The sequence below is a fragment of the Microbacterium sp. CCNWLW41 genome (genome assembly GCF_037083505.1).
On the sequence record NZ_JBAOJP010000004.1, the window covers coordinates 409,655 to 425,853 of the forward strand.

Annotated in this window: 21 protein-coding genes; 11 read left to right on the forward strand and 10 right to left on the reverse strand. The window is 71.8% G+C overall.

The window, feature by feature from the left end; genetic code table 11:
• The first annotated feature begins 8 nt into the window (after nucleotides 1-8).
• The 3 genes from V6R91_RS17115 to V6R91_RS17125 all read left to right on the forward strand — a co-directional run bounded on the left by V6R91_RS17115 (nucleotide 9) and on the right by V6R91_RS17125 (nucleotide 2,985).
• Nucleotides 9-338 (forward strand): metal-sulfur cluster assembly factor, encoded by a 330-nt coding sequence (locus V6R91_RS17115; protein ID WP_067244526.1) that lies wholly within the window; start codon nucleotides 9-11, stop codon nucleotides 336-338.
• A 99-nt stretch (nucleotides 339-437) separates the two neighbouring features.
• On the forward strand, nucleotides 438-1,598 hold the full coding sequence (locus tag V6R91_RS17120) for a MalY/PatB family protein (protein ID WP_336396204.1): 1,161 nt from the start codon (nucleotides 438-440) through the stop codon (nucleotides 1,596-1,598).
• Nucleotides 1,599-1,611: 13 nt separating this feature from the next.
• Nucleotides 1,612-2,985 (forward strand): MFS transporter, encoded by a 1,374-nt coding sequence (locus V6R91_RS17125; RefSeq protein ID WP_336396205.1) that lies wholly within the window; start codon nucleotides 1,612-1,614, stop codon nucleotides 2,983-2,985.
• Here the strand turns inward: V6R91_RS17125 and V6R91_RS17130 are convergent.
• Nucleotides 2,954-3,562, reverse strand: a complete 609-nt coding sequence (locus tag V6R91_RS17130) for a TetR family transcriptional regulator (protein WP_336396206.1) — start codon at nucleotides 3,560-3,562, stop codon at nucleotides 2,954-2,956. The genes V6R91_RS17125 and V6R91_RS17130 overlap by 32 nt on opposite strands.
• Nucleotides 3,563-3,647: 85 nt before the next feature.
• Between V6R91_RS17130 and V6R91_RS17135 the strand changes: the two genes are divergently transcribed.
• The 4 genes from V6R91_RS17135 to V6R91_RS17150 all read left to right on the forward strand — a co-directional run bounded on the left by V6R91_RS17135 (nucleotide 3,648) and on the right by V6R91_RS17150 (nucleotide 7,215).
• Nucleotides 3,648-4,235 carry a biotin transporter BioY gene (locus V6R91_RS17135; RefSeq protein WP_271061295.1) on the forward strand — a complete coding sequence of 196 codons (588 nt, stop codon included), beginning with the start codon at nucleotides 3,648-3,650 and terminating at the stop codon, nucleotides 4,233-4,235.
• Entirely contained in the window at nucleotides 4,225-4,902 is a 678-nt protein-coding gene (locus V6R91_RS17140; RefSeq protein WP_336396207.1) for an energy-coupling factor ABC transporter ATP-binding protein, read from the forward strand. Before V6R91_RS17135 ends, V6R91_RS17140 begins: the two co-directional genes overlap by 11 nt.
• Before the next feature lie 25 nt (nucleotides 4,903-4,927).
• A complete protein-coding gene (locus V6R91_RS17145; protein WP_336396208.1) occupies nucleotides 4,928-5,524 on the forward strand; it encodes a CbiQ family ECF transporter T component in 597 nt (198 codons plus the stop codon).
• 92 nt (nucleotides 5,525-5,616) lie between these two features.
• Nucleotides 5,617-7,215 (forward strand): ABC-F family ATP-binding cassette domain-containing protein, encoded by a 1,599-nt coding sequence (locus V6R91_RS17150; RefSeq protein ID WP_271061292.1) that lies wholly within the window; start codon nucleotides 5,617-5,619, stop codon nucleotides 7,213-7,215.
• 41 nt (nucleotides 7,216-7,256) lie between these two features.
• On the opposite strand, the gene V6R91_RS17155 is transcribed toward V6R91_RS17150, so the two are convergent.
• The 4 genes from V6R91_RS17155 to V6R91_RS17170 are packed head-to-tail and all read right to left on the reverse strand — an operon-like array spanning nucleotide 7,257 to nucleotide 9,258.
• A complete protein-coding gene (locus tag V6R91_RS17155) occupies nucleotides 7,257-8,102 on the reverse strand; it encodes an SURF1 family cytochrome oxidase biogenesis protein (protein WP_271061291.1) in 846 nt (281 codons plus the stop codon).
• Nucleotides 8,099-8,296 carry a hypothetical protein gene (locus V6R91_RS17160; RefSeq protein WP_067244506.1) on the reverse strand — a complete coding sequence of 66 codons (198 nt, stop codon included), beginning with the start codon at nucleotides 8,294-8,296 and terminating at the stop codon, nucleotides 8,099-8,101. The genes V6R91_RS17155 and V6R91_RS17160 overlap by 4 nt, the downstream gene beginning before the upstream one ends.
• The gene (locus V6R91_RS17165; protein ID WP_336396209.1) at nucleotides 8,293-8,670 is read right to left on the reverse strand and encodes a DUF3099 domain-containing protein; all 378 of its coding nucleotides are present in this window, start codon (nucleotides 8,668-8,670) and stop codon (nucleotides 8,293-8,295) included. Before V6R91_RS17165 ends, V6R91_RS17160 begins: the two co-directional genes overlap by 4 nt.
• 36 nt (nucleotides 8,671-8,706) lie before the next feature.
• Nucleotides 8,707-9,258 (reverse strand): DUF4190 domain-containing protein, encoded by a 552-nt coding sequence (locus V6R91_RS17170; protein ID WP_336396210.1) that lies wholly within the window; start codon nucleotides 9,256-9,258, stop codon nucleotides 8,707-8,709.
• 116 nt (nucleotides 9,259-9,374) lie between these two features.
• Here V6R91_RS17170 and fabG point away from each other — a divergent pair, with 116 nt between their 5' ends.
• Nucleotides 9,375-10,085 (forward strand): 3-oxoacyl-ACP reductase FabG, encoded by a 711-nt coding sequence (gene fabG / locus V6R91_RS17175; protein WP_271061288.1) that lies wholly within the window; start codon nucleotides 9,375-9,377, stop codon nucleotides 10,083-10,085.
• A gap of 54 nt (nucleotides 10,086-10,139) precedes the next feature.
• Here fabG and V6R91_RS17180 read toward each other — a convergent pair whose 3' ends face one another.
• The 3 genes from V6R91_RS17180 to V6R91_RS17190 form a co-directional block, all read right to left on the reverse strand.
• The gene (locus V6R91_RS17180; RefSeq protein ID WP_271061287.1) at nucleotides 10,140-10,847 is read right to left on the reverse strand and encodes an alpha/beta fold hydrolase; all 708 of its coding nucleotides are present in this window, start codon (nucleotides 10,845-10,847) and stop codon (nucleotides 10,140-10,142) included.
• A gap of 72 nt (nucleotides 10,848-10,919) precedes the next feature.
• Entirely contained in the window at nucleotides 10,920-11,555 is a 636-nt protein-coding gene (serB, locus tag V6R91_RS17185; protein ID WP_336396211.1) for a phosphoserine phosphatase SerB, read from the reverse strand.
• Between the two features lie 34 nt (nucleotides 11,556-11,589).
• On the reverse strand, nucleotides 11,590-12,834 hold the full coding sequence (locus V6R91_RS17190) for a glucose-1-phosphate adenylyltransferase (protein ID WP_067246286.1): 1,245 nt from the start codon (nucleotides 12,832-12,834) through the stop codon (nucleotides 11,590-11,592).
• A 46-nt stretch (nucleotides 12,835-12,880) separates the two neighbouring features.
• Here V6R91_RS17190 and glgA point away from each other — a divergent pair, with 46 nt between their 5' ends.
• From glgA to V6R91_RS17205, 3 genes are all read left to right on the forward strand, one after another.
• On the forward strand, nucleotides 12,881-14,065 hold the full coding sequence (gene glgA, locus V6R91_RS17195) for a glycogen synthase (RefSeq protein WP_271061285.1): 1,185 nt from the start codon (nucleotides 12,881-12,883) through the stop codon (nucleotides 14,063-14,065).
• Between the two features lie 17 nt (nucleotides 14,066-14,082).
• Nucleotides 14,083-14,883 (forward strand): ABC transporter ATP-binding protein, encoded by an 801-nt coding sequence (locus tag V6R91_RS17200; protein WP_336396212.1) that lies wholly within the window; start codon nucleotides 14,083-14,085, stop codon nucleotides 14,881-14,883.
• Between the two features lie 93 nt (nucleotides 14,884-14,976).
• Entirely contained in the window at nucleotides 14,977-15,234 is a 258-nt protein-coding gene (locus V6R91_RS17205; protein ID WP_067246295.1) for a type B 50S ribosomal protein L31, read from the forward strand.
• A 101-nt stretch (nucleotides 15,235-15,335) separates the two neighbouring features.
• Here the strand turns inward: V6R91_RS17205 and V6R91_RS17210 are convergent, their stop codons facing one another.
• Both V6R91_RS17210 and V6R91_RS17215 read right to left on the reverse strand, forming a co-directional pair.
• Nucleotides 15,336-15,752, reverse strand: a complete 417-nt coding sequence (locus V6R91_RS17210) for a hypothetical protein (RefSeq protein WP_336396213.1) — start codon at nucleotides 15,750-15,752, stop codon at nucleotides 15,336-15,338.
• A 77-nt stretch (nucleotides 15,753-15,829) separates the two neighbouring features.
• Nucleotides 15,830-16,150 carry a hypothetical protein gene (locus V6R91_RS17215; protein ID WP_271061283.1) on the reverse strand — a complete coding sequence of 107 codons (321 nt, stop codon included), beginning with the start codon at nucleotides 16,148-16,150 and terminating at the stop codon, nucleotides 15,830-15,832.
• Nucleotides 16,151-16,199: the final 49 nt, after the last annotated feature.

A 16,199-nucleotide genomic window follows, 5' to 3' on the forward strand; every position in this document is an offset into this window, starting at 1 on the left:
CTGAAGCCATGACCGCGACCCTCACCGAGGAGAAGTACGACGAGGTCACCGAGGCTCTCAAGGACGTGATGGATCCGGAGCTCGGGATCAACGTCGTCGACCTCGGACTCATCTACGACCTCGCCTGGGACGACGAGAACGACGCCCTCGTGATCCACATGACGCTCACGAGCGCCGGCTGCCCGCTCACGGACGTGCTCGAGGAGCAGACCGCGCAGGCACTGGACTCCGTCGTCGAGCGTTTCCGCATCAACTGGGTCTGGATGCCGCCGTGGGGCCCGGAGCGGATCACCGACGACGGCCGTGACATGATGCGCGCACTCGGGTTCGCGATCTGATCAGGCCGTTCTGAAGGCCCGACGCCGCCGCGGCGTCGGGCCTTCGTCATGCGCGGTCCTCCGCGGCCTCGACCCCGTCCGGATCGCTAGGCTCGGAGGATGACGTCCGCTCCGCTCCAGGCACTGCCGATCGACCAGCTCCGTCAGCGATCCAGCACCAAGTGGCGGTCGTACCCCGAGGACGTCCTCCCGCTGTTCGTCGCGGAGTCGGACTTCCCCCTCGCCCCGGCGATCACCGAGCGTCTCGCGCGCGCGGTGGAGCTCGGCGACACGGGCTACACGCCGCCGGACCCGGGCGTCCGCTCCGCGTTCTCCGCGTTCGCGGCGCGCCGATTCGGCTGGACCGTGGACCCGGCGCAGGTCCGCACCACGGGCGACGTGATGATGGGCGTCGTCGAGATCCTCCGCGCGGCGCTGCAGCCCGGCGATCGCGTCGTGATCGCTCCTCCGGTCTATCCGCCGTTCGTCGACTGCATCGAGGAGTCGGGGGCGGTCGTCGAACCGGTGCCGCTGCGCGACACGGGCGACGGATGGGAACTGGACACGGCGGGCATCGAACGCGCCCTCGCCGGCGGCGCCCGGGCGGTGCTGCTCAGCAATCCGCACAACCCGACCGGCACCGTGCACGCGCGGCAGGCGCTCGCACGGGTGGCCGAGATCGCGGCCGCGCACGGTGCGATCGTCGTCAGCGACGAGATCCACGCGCCGCTGGTGCAGCCGGGCATCGCGTTCACCCCGTTCCTCGCCGCCTCCGCGCAGGCGGCGGAGGTGGGCTTCACGGTCACGAGCGCGAGCAAGGCGTACAACCTCGCAGGACTCAAGTGCGCCGTGATGGTGACCGCGGGGGAGCGCCCCGCAGCCGTCGTCCAGGGTCTTCCCGCCGAGGTCGAGTGGCGGACCGGCCTGTTCGGCGCGCTGGCCGCCGTCGCGGCGTGGGCGCCGGAGAGCGACGCCTGGTTGGACGGACTCCTCGCGGCGCTCGACCAGAACCGCCGACTCCTCGCGCGCCTGCTGACCGAGCTGCTGCCCGAGGCGGAGTACCGCATCCCCGATGCCGGCTATCTCGCCTGGGTCGACCTGCGCCCGCTCGGCTGGGGCGACGACCCGGCCGGACGGATCCTGCGGGAGGCGAAGGTCGCCCTGAACCGAGGCTCGACTTTCGGCGCGGAGGGCGCCGGACACGTCCGGATCAACATCGCCTGCTCTCCCGAGGTGCTGACCGAGGCCGTCACGCGGATCGCCGCGCTGCGGTCGTCATGAGCACGAGGGCGACGTGACGGCGGCCGAGGTCGCGCCCCGCGCGGACTCGATCTGGAGCGCGCGATACGCCGGCGTCACGCTCGGGGCCGTCGCGCTGATCTTCCTCGCCGCGATCGAGGCGCTCGCGGTGACGACGGTGATGCCGGTGGTGAGCGCCGAACTGCACGGCGAGTCGCTCTACGCCGTCGCGTTCGCCGGGACGCTCGCGACCGGGGTGATCGGCATGGTTGCCACGGGCGCCTGGTGCGATCGCGCCGGTCCCCGCCTCCCGGTGTACACGGCGACCGCGCTGTTCGTCGTCGGGCTCGTGATCGCCGGATCCGCGACGGACATGACGGTGTTCCTGATCGGCCGCCTCGTGCAGGGGCTCGGCGCCGGAGGCCAGACCGTGGCGCTGTACGTGGTGGTCGCGCGGCTGTACCCGTCGAGACTGCACGGGGCGATCTTCGGCGCCTTCGCCGCCGCGTGGGTGGTCCCCTCCATGATCGGTCCCTTCCTGGCGGGCGCGGTGACCGAGTACCTGCACTGGCGCTGGATGTTCCTCGGCGTCGCGGTCCTCGCGCTGCTGGCGCTGCTCCTGGTGGCGCTCCGCCTGCACGGCGTGGACCTCGGGCAGGGGGAGGCGGAGGGCGCCCGAGGGATCGGGCCCCGGCTGATGCTCGCGGTCGTCGTCGCGGTCGCCGCCGTCGCGGTCGGGCTGGCCGTGGACGCGCCGCCGCAGTGGCGCTGGCCCGGGGCCGTCCTCGCCGTCGCCGTGATCGGGGTCGCGATCCTTCCCCTCCTGCCGCGGGGGACCCTGCGAGCCGGGAAGGGGCTCCCCAGCGTGATCCTCATGCGCGGGCTCGTCGCCGGGGCGTTCTTCGCCGCCGAGGCCTACATCCCGTACGCCCTGATGGACCGCTTCGCGTTCCCGCCGACCCTGGCCGGGCTCGCGCTCACCGGGGCGGCGCTCGCGTGGTCGGGGGCGTCCTGGCTCCAGGGACGGATCGGGGATCGGTTGGGCAGCACGCGCATCGCGGTGATCAGCCTCGCCGCCGTGCTTGCGGGCGTCCTCATCGTCCTCGCGACGGTGAGCGTGTCGCTGCCGCCGTGGCTCATCGTCGTGGGCTGGACCTTCGCGGGCGGAGGCATGGGCCTGGTCTATCCGCGCCTCAACGTGCTCATGCTCGCGTACTCCACCCGCGGGAACGAGGGCTTCCACTCCTCGGCGCTGTCCATCGCCGACTCGACGGGATCGGCGGTGGCGTTGGCGGTCGCCGGCCTGCTGTTCGGGGCTGCCGCGGCCGACGCTGCCGCGTTCTCGGCCGTGTTCCTGCTGTCGATCGCGATGCTCCTGATCGCGCTCCTTCCCGGGGTCAGGCTCGGGAATCCGCCGCTGCGGGACTGACCGCCGAAGCCGCCTCGCCTCGGAGGCCCGCGCCGAGCATCCGGATCCCGAGGTCGAAGACGACGGCGTCAGCGGCGGAGCCGTCGTGCTCCGCCGCCGCACCGTGGCTCTCAGCGTGCATGCGCTGCTGCACGAGCGTGGTGTGCCCGAGGATGAACTGCAGGATCGCCGTCGCGGCCGGAGCGTTTCGGGCGTCGACACCCGGGAGGGCGTCGACGATGGCGTCGTGCGCGCGGGAGGCTCCCCGTCGCATCGCCGCCGTGCTGAGGACGACCTCGGCGCCGTCGCGACGGGCGAGCAGCGCGTCACGGATGCCCCGGGCGACCGTGAGGAGTCGGTCGTCGGGCCCTGCGCCCGGAGGCGACGGCGGAAGCGGCCGTTCGAGGATGCGGTCGGCAACCGCAGCGAGCAGGTCCTGCTTGCTGGCGAAGTGCCAGTACAGCGCGCTGGCCTGAACGTCCAGCTCTCCGGCGAGTCTCCGCATGGTGAGGTCGGGGAGTCCCACCCGGTCGAGGAGGTCGAGGGCGACCGAGACGATGCGCTCCCGGTCGTGCCGCCCGGGGGAGGGAGGGGTCATGCCCCTCACTATACTGAACAGCGTTCTAGTGAACGCTGTTCAGGAGATCGCCTCTCGCGATCCGCATCCGAGTCGAGGAGGAATCATGACCTCACCCGCCCGTCCGCTGGGGGCCGAGGCCGCACGCATCGCGGTGTTCGCCGCTCTGATCGTCGCGCTCGGCCTGGTCATCGTGCCACTGCCGGCAGGCGTGCCGATCACGGGACAGACGCTCGGCGTCATGCTCGCCGGGCTGGTGCTCGGTCCGCGGGTCGCACCGTTGGCGGTGCTGACCGTCCTCGCTCTGGCTGCGGTCGGCCTCCCGGTGCTGGCCGGAGGACGAGGGGGACTCGGCGTGTTCGTCGGCCCGAGCGCCGGATACCTGCTCGGGTGGGTCGCGGGCGTGGTCGCGATCGGCCTCATCGCCGGAACGGGGCGGCGGAGCGTCTGGCGGACGGCCCTCGCGACGCTCGTCGGCGGCGTCGGGGTGGTGTATCTGTTCGGGATCCCCGTCCAGGCCCTGGTCACGGGGGTGCCGCTCGGGGCGACGGCGCTGGCGTCACTGGCCTTCCTCCCGGGCGATCTGCTGAAGGCGGCGGCCGCGACGGCGCTCGCGCTCGCGCTCCGCCGGGCGTACCCCCGGGCCTTCGCTCCCTCGCCGAGGCGCCCGGACGCGCCCGCCCATGTCGGCTGACATCCGGCTCGACGGCGTCGGAGTCCGCGCGGACGGCCGGCGGATCCTCCAGGACGTGAGTCTCCGCGTGACCGCACCGCGCACCGCCGTCCTCGGCGCGAACGGATCGGGCAAGTCGACGTTCGCCCGCCTGCTGAACGGTCTGCAGCACGCCACGACCGGGTCGGTGCGCGTCGGAGGGCTCGATCCCGTCCGCGACGCGCGGGAGGTCCGGCGTCGGGTGGGATTCGTCTTCGCCGATCCGGAGGCGCAGATCCTCATGCCCACGCCCGCGGAGGACGTCGCCTTGTCCCTGCGCGCCGGACGGCGAGGGGCCGCCGATCCCCGCGTCGGCGCCGTTCTCGACCGCTACGGCCTCGGGGGCCTGGCCGACGCCCCGGCGGCCGAGCTGTCGGGCGGCGAGAAGCAACTGCTCGCGCTGGCGGCGGTGCTCGCGACGGAGCCGGACCTCGTCGTCGCCGACGAGCCCACGACGCGTCTCGATCTGCGCAACACCCGTCGGATCGCCGAGCTGCTCCTCGGGCTGCGCCAGCCCCTGGTGCTGGTCACGCACGACCTGGATCTGGCGCTCCGGTGCGACGAGGCGGTCCTCTTCGAGGACGGGCGGGTCGTCGCCGTCGGGTCGCCGGATGCCGTCGTGTCCGCCTACGTCGCCCAGTGCGCATGAGCACCGGCGAGAGGAGGGACCGCCGGTGAGACAGCTCTATCGCCCGGGCCGGAGCATCGTGCACCGGACGCCCGCCGGGGTCAAGATCGCGCTGCTCGCCGGCGCGGCGCTCCTGCTCGCTCTCCTGCCGCTGGGCGCCGTCGGCGTCGGCGGCGTCCTCGTGCTCGTCTCGCTGCTGTACCCGCTCGCCCGGCTTCCGGTGTCGGCGCTGGGCGCGGCGTGGTGGCGGCTGCGCTGGATCGTCGTGGTGGTCGGCGGCGCGCTCGGTCTGCTCGTCTCCTGGGAGACGGCCGCCGTCAGCACCGGCCGAGTGGTCGCGCTCATGCTCCTTGCGGAGCTGGTCACGGCGACCACGACGATGGCGGCCGTGACCGAGGTGCTGCGCAGCGTGCTGACGCCGTTCCGCGCCATGGGCGTCGACCCCGATGCGGCCGCCCTGGTTCTCGCCCTGACGATCGCGACGGTGCCGGTGGTGTCCGGATTCGTCCAGCAGACGCGCGACGCCCACCGGGCGCGGGGCGTGCGGATGGGGCCGCGCGGTGCGGTGCCGATCCTGGTGCGGACCCTGCGGCATGCGGACGCGGTGGGGGAGGCGCTGACGGCGCGCGGCCTCGCCCCCTGACAGCGGACCGGGCGGCGTCCGCACGGCGCGGCGCCCTATACTGGGAGGCTGGCCATCCGGCCGCTCACCCTCTTCCAGAACGGACGTCTGCTGTGCTCGCCGTGCACGACCTCGAGATCCGCGTCGGAGCGCGCCTGCTCATGGAGAACGTCTCCTTCCGCGTCGCCGACGGCGACAAGATCGGCCTCGTCGGCCGCAACGGCGCCGGCAAGACGACGCTGACGAAGGTCCTCGCCGGGGACACGCTGCCGTCCGACGGCCGGGTGGACCGCAGCGGCGAGATCGGCTACCTGCCCCAGGACCCGCGCTCCGGGGACCCGGAGATGCTCGCGCGGACCCGGATCCTGGACGCCCGCGGGCTGGGATCGCTGACCCTGGGCATCCGCGAGGCCTCCGAGCTGATGGGCTCGGACGACCCGGCGGTGGCGGAGAAGGCCATGCGTCGCTTCGGGAACCTCACCGAGCGGTTCGAGTCCCTCGGCGGCTACGCTGCGGAGGCGGAGGCCGCGTCCATCGCGCACAACCTCTCCCTGCCGGACCGCATCCTCGACCAGCCGCTGAAGACCCTCTCCGGCGGACAGCGACGGCGCATCGAGCTCGCTCGGATCCTGTTCTCGGACGCGGACACCATGATCCTCGACGAGCCGACCAATCACCTCGACGCCGACAGCGTGGTGTGGCTGCGCGAGTTCCTCAAGGGCTACAAGGGCGGCCTGATCGTGATCAGCCACGACGTGGAGCTCGTCGGCGAGACCGTCAACCGCGTGTTCTACCTCGACGCGAACCGCCAGGTCATCGACATCTACAACATGAACTGGAAGAACTACCTGCGTCAGCGCGTCGCCGACGAGGAGCGGCGCAAGAAGGAGCGCGCCAACGCCGAGAAGAAGGCGACCCAGTTGCAGCTGCAGGCGGCGAGGTTCGGCGCCAAGGCGTCGAAGGCCGCCGCCGCGCACCAGATGGTCGCCCGCGCCGAGAAGCTGCTGTCCGGGCTGGAGGAGGTCCGGCAGGCGGACCGCGTGGCCAAGCTCCGGTTCCCGAAGCCGGCGCCGTGCGGCAAGACCCCGATGAAGGCCTCGGGGCTGTCGAAGTCCTACGGGTCGCTCGAGATCTTCACCGACGTGGACCTGGCGATCGACCGCGGATCCAAGGTGGTCGTCCTGGGGCTCAACGGTGCGGGAAAGACCACCCTGCTGCGGATCCTCGCCGGGGTGGATCAGCCCGACACCGGTCAGCTGGAGCCCGGGCACGGCCTGAAGATCGGGTACTACGCCCAGGAGCACGAGAACCTCGACGTGTCACGATCCGTGCTGGAGAACATGGTGTCGGCCGCGCCGGACCTGACCGAGACCGAGGCGCGCAAGGTGCTCGGCTCGTTCCTGTTCACCGGGGACGACGTCCACAAGCCCGCCGGCGTCCTCTCCGGAGGGGAGAAGACGCGACTGTCCCTCGCGACCCTCGTGGTCTCCTCGGCGAACATGCTGCTGCTGGACGAGCCCACGAACAACCTCGACCCCGCGTCCCGCGAGGAGATCCTCGGCGCCCTGGCGCACTATGAGGGCGCCGTCGTGCTGGTGTCCCACGACCCCGGTGCGGTGGAGTCCCTGAACCCCGAGCGGGTGCTGATCCTCCCGGACGGCGTGGAGGACATCTGGAGCCGCGAGTACCAGGACCTCATCGAGCTCGCCTAGGGCGTGCCCGCTCGGGTCCGCCCCTATCGCCGTCGATACGGTCAGCGGTGGCCGGCGGCGTCGAGGAGCTCGTCCTCGTCGTGCATGTCGCGATCGCGTCGGCGTCGCGGCTCGCGGGCGGGCCGCCCCTCCGCCTCCTCGCGGTGCTTCACGACCTCGGTGCGGATGATGTACCCGATGAAGACGAAGCCCATGAGGGCGAACAGGATCCACTGGATCGCGTAGGACAGATGCGGTCCCGGGTCCTCGGACGGCGCATCGAAGCCATGCGGTCGTGCGGACGGTGCGGGGTCCTCCGACACGAGCGCTCCGTACGCGCCGGCGTCGACCGGAGCGGACGGGTCCTGAAGGCCCTCCGACTTCAGGAGGTCGGCGACGAAGCCGAGGTTGATGCTGGGGACCTGCCCCTCCGGCGCGCCGCGGCCGGAGGGCGGCAGGGGCTCCTGCGGGCGCAGACGCACGACCGCTTCGACGGGGCCCGTCGGGGCGGCGGGGACGACGTCGGGAACCTCGCCCTCGCCGGGGGCGACCCACCCGCGGTTCACGATGAGGGTCCGGCCGTCGTCCGTGCGGAACGGCACGAGCACCTCGAACGCGCTGGTGCCGCCGTGCGGACGGTTCCGGACGAGAAGCTGACCCTCGGGGACGTACTCGCCGCGCAGGAGCACCGGGCGCCACTCGTCCTCGGGGTCAAGGGCGGCGCCGGCCGGCAACAGGTCGCTCAGGGGCACCGCCGGTGCGTCATAGTTCTCCTCGACGAGGCGGATCTGCGTCTCCCGCCCCTCGTTGCGCGCGAACTGCCACTGGGAGAGCAGGACGCAGACGACGGCGAAGACGAGGGCGACGGCGACGTACCCCGCCCATCGCAGGAGCCGACGGCGCATCATGAGAACCCCTTCCGTACGTCCACCGGGAAGTCCCGGGCACGCAGGTAGTCGCTGAGGAACGCGACGTGCTCGTCGCAGGCCGTCCACACCTTCTGCCGATCCGGGGCGTGGATGCGCGGATTGCGCCAGAGCACGCGGTGGGTGGCGACGGAGCGGCACCCCGCGCGCGAGCACTCGGGGGCGGGGTCCGTCATCGGGCGGCTCCGGGATCGGGGTCCGCGGGCGTCGATCCGGTCTCCTGGATCCTCAGCGTGGGGCGGCCCTCGTCCGACGCCGGGGGAGCGGCCTCGGTCGGTGCGGCCGTGATCCCGAGCTGGGGCGACTCGATGACGGTCTCGGTCGAATCGTCCCCGGCATTGGCGAACACCACGGCGATGTAGGGCAGCACGATCGCGGCGAGCGCGAAGAGCCAGGTGTACCAGCCGTACGGGGTCACGACCACCATGAGCAGCAGGCAGGCCACGCGGATCGACATCGTGACGATGTACTGGCGGGCTCGCCCCTTGGCCTCATCGCGCGGCGCGCGCGGCAAGGAGGTCAGCGAGGGGGCGGTGCGGGACTTTCTCACGGTGAGTCCAGCCTACGCCGCCGCACCGCTCTCGGATCACGACATGAGCGGGATCATCGACAGCGAGAACGCGCCGAAGAAGAGGAAGCTGATGATCGACAGGGCCACGATCACGATGAGTCCCGCCACCCCGATGTAGCCCAGGATCAGCCCGGCGATCGCCATGCCGCGTCCGCCCAGCTGCGGGTTGCGCTTGCACTGGCCCAGGGCGATGTGTCCGGTGATGACGGCCGCGATCGAGGCGAGCAGCGGGACGACCACCCAGATCAGCACGAGGCCGGCGATGCCGAGGATCATCGAGGTGACGGCGAGCCCGTTGGTCGGCGCGGGCGGAGCATACGGCGCTGCGTACCCGTACGCGGGCGGCGTGCCGTACGCCCCGGGCCCGCCGTATGCCGACGGGACGCTGGGCGAGGCCGGGGCGCCGTAGCTCGGGAACGCCGGAGAGGCCGGCGCGGGCACGATGGCCGCGCCGGGTGAGGCGGCCGCCCCGTCCCACGGACCGCGCGGCGGCGGGGCGGGCTGCTCGGGTGTCGGCGGCACGGGGGGCCGCGGGGGCTGCTCTTCGGCGTTGGCGTTGTCGCTCACGATGTCCGTCTCCCTGGTCGTCCCCAGACTCCCGGCACGGCCGCCGGATGTCAATTCCCGCCGCGCTGCTCTGGGTAGGCTTGCGAGGCTGGAGAACCTGAGAGTGGGAGTCTGTGATGAGCACTGACCGTGTCGTCCTCGTGACCGGTGGCAACCGCGGCATCGGCCGCGCGATCGCGGAGCGCTTCGTACGCGACGGCTACCGGGTGGCGGTCACGGCGCGCAGCGGCGAGGGGCCGGACGGCACGCTCACGGTGCGGGCGGACGTGACCGACGCGGCGGCCGTCGACGCCGCGTTCACGGAGGTCGAGCAGAAGCTCGGCCCCGTCGAGATCGTCGTCGCGAACGCCGGGATCACCAAGGACACCCTGCTCCTGCGCATGAGCGAGGACGACTTCGACAGCGTCGTGGCCACGAACCTGGGCGGGGCGTTCCGCGTCGTCAAGCGCGCGTCGAAGGGCATGCTGCGTGCGCGTTTCGGGCGGGTCGTCCTCATCTCGAGCGTGGTCGGCCTCTACGGGTCGGCCGGTCAGATCAACTACGCCGCCTCGAAGAGCGCCCTCGTCGGCTTCGCGCGTTCGCTGACCCGTGAGCTCGGCGGCCGCGGCATCACCGCCAACGTCGTCGCCCCGGGATTCATCGAGACGGACATGACCGCCGAGCTCCCGGAGGAGACGCAGAAGCAGTACAAGGCGAGCATCCCGGCGGGCCGGTTCGCGTCGGCGGACGAGGTCGCCGGGGTCGTGACGTGGATCGCCTCCGACGACGCCGCGTACATCTCCGGCGCCGTGATCCCGGTCGACGGCGGCCTCGGGATGGGTCACTGACGGGCGCCGTCGATACCCGCCGCGAGCAGGCACCCGCCGCAGTGCGGGGAACGGTCAGCGTCCGGCTGTGCGATCGATCGCGGCCACGAGGAGCTCGGTGAGCCGATCGGGCACGGAGAACTGCGGCCAGTGTCCCGACCCGATCCGGACGACCTCGGCGTCCTGGATGCGGCGGTACTCTTCGGCGTAGTCGCCCCACTGCCGGATCTGCTCGCCGAACTCCGCTTCGGTCATCCCGCCCATCAGCAGGGTCACCGGCACGTCGTATCGTCGCGGGTCCGCCAGACGGATGGGGTCGGTCGGGACCCGTGCCGGCACGCTCCTGGTGAGCGGGGCCGTCCGCGCGCGTGTGGCCTCGTCGAGGTCCGAGACGTCCTCATCGGGGAAGAAGCCCCACCCGGGGAACGGGACCACGCCGTCCACGATCTCGAACTCACTGATCCCGTACCCCGGCGCGGGCGGCGCCGTGTCCACGAAGACGACGCGCGCCACTCGCTCCGGGCGGGCGTCCGCGGCTCCCCACACCACGTTGCCGCCGCCGGAGTGGCCGACGAGCACGACGGGGGCCTGGGCACGGTCGATCTCGGCGACGACGGCGTCGACCCACTCGGCGATGCCGACCTCCGCGGACGACGCGCCGGGCTCGCCGACGCCCGGCAGGGTGAGGGCATGGGGCCGGTGCCCGGCCGCGACGAGACCGCGAAGGATCGGATCCCACGAGGAGGCGTCGAGCCAGAGGCCCGGAACGAGGATGATGTCCATGTCCCGACGCTAGTGCCGGCCGCCGACATCCTGAAGGGAGGGGGACGGGGACGGGGACAGGGGGATCGCGCCTCAGGGCAGGAGCGGGATGACCTCGCGGAGATCCTGCGGCCCGACGACGAGGTTCGCCGCGGCGCGCACCGCCGGCTTGGCGTTGAAGGCGAGGCCGAGCCCCGCCGCGTCCATCATGCGCAGGTCGTTCGCACCGTCGCCGATCGCGACCGTGCGTCGCCGGGGCACGCCGAGCTCGTCCGCCCAGGCGAGGAGGGTCGCGGCCTTCGCCTGCGCGTCGACGATCTCGCCCTCCACGGTTCCGTCGAGGGCGTCTCCCGCGAACGCGAGGCGGTTCGCACGCCAGCGGTCGACGCCGAGACCGGGGGCGACGTGATCGAGCACCTCGTGGAAGCCTCCCGAGACGACGCCGACGACACCGCCGCGTGCGTGCACCGCCGCTGTGAGCTCGGTCACGCCCGGGGTCGGCCGCACGCGGGCGCGCACCCGGCCGAAGGCGGCGGACGGCACACCGGCGAGCGCCTCGACGCGGGAGCGGAGGCTCGTGGCGAAGTCGACCTCGCCGCGCATCGCCGCCTCCGTGGCCGCCTGCACCTCCGCACGGCGACCCGCCTCATCCGCGATCAGCTCGATCACCTCGTCCTGCAGGAGCGTGGAATCGGCATCGAGGACGACGAGGAAGCGCGCAGCGGTCACGCGACGAGCGTAGCGGCTCCTCGGGGCGGGCCGATCACGGCTCGATCAGGACGCCCTTGCCGACCACGGTGATGCCGGACTCCGTCACGGTGAACCCGCGGGCGAGGTCCCGCTCGCGATCCACGCCGACCGTCGCTCCGTCCAGGAGCACCACGTTCTTGTCGAGGATCGCCCGGTGCACGCGCGCGCCCTGTCCGACCCGGACGCCGTCGAAGAGGACGGAGTCGGTGATCGTGGACCCGCCGCCGGCGAGGGTCCACGGGCCGACGACGCTCCGCTCCAGATGGGTCCCCGACAGGACCGAGCCGAGCGAGACGATCGAGTCGATCGCGTTGCCGATCCGCCCGACCGAGTCGCGGACGAACTTGGCCGGGGGAGAGTTGACCGCCTGGGCGTGGATCGGCCACTCCATGTTGTAGAGGTTGAACACCGGGAGCGTCGAGATGAGGTCGCGATGGGCGTCGTAGAACGAGTCGATGGTCCCGACGTCGCGCCAGTAGGCCCGGTCCCGCGGGGATGAGCCGGGCACGTCGTTCTGCCGCATGTCGTAGAACCCGGCCTCGCCGCGCTCGACGAAGAAGGGGACGATGTCGCCGCCCATGTCGTGGCTCGACGTGGCGGACTCCCCGTCGGCCTCGACCGCGGAGATCAGCGCGTCCGCGTCGAAGATGTAGTTGCCCATCGAGGCGAGGACCTCGTGCGGGGCGTCCGGGAGGCCGGTCGCATCCGTCGGCTTCTCGAGGAACTGGTGGATCCGCCCGGATCCGTCTGTGGCGACGTCGATCACGCCGAACTGCGAGGCCAGCGCGAGCGGCTGACGGATGCCGGCGACGGTCGCCTTCGCCCCCGAGGCGATGTGCGCCTCCAGCATCTGGCGGAAGTCCATCCGGTACACGTGATCGGCGCCGATGACGACGACGATGTCCGGCTTCTCGTCGTTGATGAGGTTCAGGCTCTGCAGGATGGCGTCCGCCGAGCCGGAGAACCATCGCTTTCCGAGCCGCTGCTGGGCCGGCACCGAGGTGACGTACGAGTCGAGCAACGCGGACATCCGCCAGGTCTGGGAGATGTGCCGGTCGAGGCTGTGCGACTTGTACTGCGTCAGCACGACGATCTGGCGCAGGCCCGAGTTGATGAGGTTCGATATCGCGAAGTCGATCAGCCGGTACTGGCCGCCGAAGGGCACCGCGGGCTTGGCCCGGTCCGCGGTCAGGGGCATGAGGCGCTTTCCCTCGCCACCGGCGAGGATGATCCCGAAGACCTTCTTTGGTGCCGACATGGCTCCACCATAGATGCCCTGTGAGCGCTTGTACTAGCGTGCAGTCATGCGCGTCGACATGATCACCAAGGAGTACCCGCCGGAGATCTACGGCGGGGCGGGTGTCCACGTCGCCGAGCTCGTCCGCGCGCTCCGGGAGGCCGTCGACGTGCGCGTGCGCGCGTTCGGCGCGCCGCGTGACGAGGCGGGAACCACGGCGTATCGCACGCCCTCGGAGCTGGACGGCGCGAACCCCGCGCTGCAGACGCTGGGAACGGATCTCGTGATCGTCCCGGACGTCGCGGGCGCGGACGTCGTGCACAGCCACACCTGGTATGCGAACTTCGCAGGACACCTCGCTTCGCAGCTGCACGGCATCCCGCACGTCCTGACGGCCCACAGCCTGGAGCCCCTCCGTCCGTGGAAGGCGGAGCAGCTCGGCGGCGGATATGCGGTCTCGAGCGGGATCGAGCGGCTGGCGTACGAGAACGCGGCCGCGATCGTCGCGGTGAGCGCCGGAATGCGCGCCGACATCCTGCGGGCGTATCCCCAAGTCGACCCCGCACGGGTGCGCGTCATCCACAACGGCATCGACGTCGACGCGTGGCACCCCGTCGACGACGACGCGTTCCTCCGCGCGGCGGGGATCGACCCCGCGCGGCCGTCTGTCGTCTTCGTCGGGAGGATCACGCGCCAGAAGGGGCTGCCGTACCTTCTGCGTGCCGCCGCGGAGCTGCCCGCCGACGTGCAGGTCGTGCTCTGCGCCGGCGCGCCGGACACCCCGGAGATCATGGCGGAGGTGCAGGGGCTCGTCCGCGGTCTGCAGCAGTCCAGGGACGGCGTGGTCTGGATCGAGCGGATGCTGCCGCGGCGCGAGCTGTCGGCGATCCTGACGGTCGCGACGACCTTCGTCTGCCCCTCCGTGTACGAGCCGCTGGGCATCGTGAACCTCGAGGCGATGGCGTGCGGCGCCGCCGTCGTCGGCACGGCGACGGGCGGCATCCCCGAGGTCGTCGACGACGGGGTCACCGGCCGACTGGTGCCGATCGAGCAGGTCCAGGACGGGACGGGGACGCCCGTGGATCCGGAGCGGTTCGTCGCGGACCTGGCGCGGGTGCTCACCGAGGTCACCGGCGATCCCGCCCGTGCCCGCGACTACGGTCGGGCCGGGCGCGACCGGGCGGCGCGCGAGTTCAGCTGGGCCGCCATCGCCGACACGACCCGAGCGCTCTACGCGGAGGTCGTCGGCTGAGCCGATAGGCTGGCGGCATGCCTGACGACTCCGATCTCACGGTGCTCGATCTCACGGATGTCGTCGTCCGTCGGGACGGGCGGAACATCGTCGACCATGTGACCTGGTCGGTGACCGACGACCAGCGATGGGTCATCCTCGGGCCGAACGGCGCCGGCAAGACCACGCTGCTCCAGCTCGCGGACACGCTGATGCATCCGACCTCCGGCCGCGTGGACATCCTGGGGGAGACCCTGGGGCGCACCGACGTGTTCGAGATCCGCCCGCGGATCGGCTTCGCGTCCAGCGCCATGGCCCGCCGCATCCCGCGCGAGGAGTCGGTGCTCAACACGGTCATGACCGCGGCCTACTCGGTGATGGGGCGGTGGAACGAGGACTACGACGGCGTCGACGAGCGTCGCGCGATGCGGGTGCTGGAGCAGTGGCACCTGTCGCACCTGGCGGATCGGTTGTTCGGGACTCTCAGCGACGGCGAGCAGAAGCGCGTCCAGATCGCCCGCGCCGTGATGACCGACCCGGAACTGCTGCTGCTCGACGAGCCGTCGGCGAGCCTCGACCTCGGGTCCCGCGAGGAGCTGCTGGCGCTGCTGAGCGGCTACGCGCAGTCGCCCACCACGCCGGCGATGGTCATGGTGACCCACCACGTCGAGGAGATCCCCGTGGGCTTCACGCACGTGCTCCTGCTCCGGGAGGGCCGCGTGGTCGCCGCCGGGCCGCTCGCGCAGACCCTGACCGCCGAGACGCTGAGCGAGGCGTTCGGCATGCCGATTTCCCTCGACCGGGTCGACGGCCGCTACGCCGCGCGTGCCGCGTCCTGACGCGCTCGTCTGCTAGAATCGATCCTTGGTGTTTTCCGCACCGCAGACTTCCCTCGCCCCTGGCAGAATCCAGGGCACCACGTAAGGAATCCCATGAAGACTGACATCCACCCCGACTACCAGGCCGTCGTGTTCCGCGACCTCGGCTCGGGAGAGACCTTCCTCACCCGCTCCACCGTCACGAGCGACAAGACGATCGAGCTGGACGGCGTGGAGTACCCCGTCATCGACGTCGAGATCTCCTCCGCCTCGCACCCGTTCTACACGGGCAAGCAGCGCATCATGGACTCGGCCGGTCGCGTCGAGAAGTTCAACCAGCGCTTCAAGAACTTCGGCGGTTCCTCCAAGTAAGCCCCGACGTCGACGAGACGCACAAGAAGGCCCTCGGCTCGTGAAGAGCTCGGGGGCCTTCTGCTGTGCACCGAGGAACTCGGCCGGCCGCTGCGGAGTCGCTACGCGTTCCGGCCGGCCGCACGGTCGCGGAGGCTCCGCCAGCCGGAGAGTCCGGACGCGTCGGCGGCGGAGACGAGGAACTCCGTCGCGGACGTGTCCAGCGCCTTCCACCCCGCGCCTTCGCACAGCGCGACGATGCGTCCGACGATCTCGTCGCCGGCGCGGACGTGGAGCATCAGGTGCTCCAGCGGGGCGTCACTGTCCCTGCCCAGACTGAACTCGATCGAGCCCTCCGGGCCGTGCCAGACGCCCCAGCGCGGATCGGACCAGTCGGTGTCGGGGAACGTCGCGTCGATGTGTCGTCGCACGTCCTCGAGCGCACCGAGGGGGAGCATCGGGTCGCTCTCGCACGCCGTCAGATCGTCGTAGGTCTGGATCTCCTGCGGAAGCCGCAGGATCAGCACGTCCCAGCTCATGACGGCGAGTCTAGGTCCACGGACCTGCCACGTTCGCGCTTCGTCGGGTCAGCGGAGCCGTGCCGCACGCGCCGCGGTCAGCGATCGGGGGCAACGTCGATCCGGATGCGGGTCGGGGTTCCGTCGGCTCCCCGGCGCATGACCCAGTCCGGATCGGGTGTAGGGGCGGGGATCGATCGCCGGGTCTCGCGATCGCGCTCCATCCCGGCCTCGTGCGCGCTGGGGGACCAGACGCTGTCGAACACGCCGACGAGGCCGCCGCCCGCGCCGCGGTAGCGCTCCTCGATGGGCCTTCGCGACGCCGCGTGTGCGACTCCGGTCACGATGAGCGCGATCGGCAGGGCCAGCACGAGCGCGATCGTGCCCCACCCGAACACCGCGTCGATGACCGCATCCATGATCACAGGCTAGCCACGGCTCGTCGGCGCGGCATCCGCCGTGCGGAGG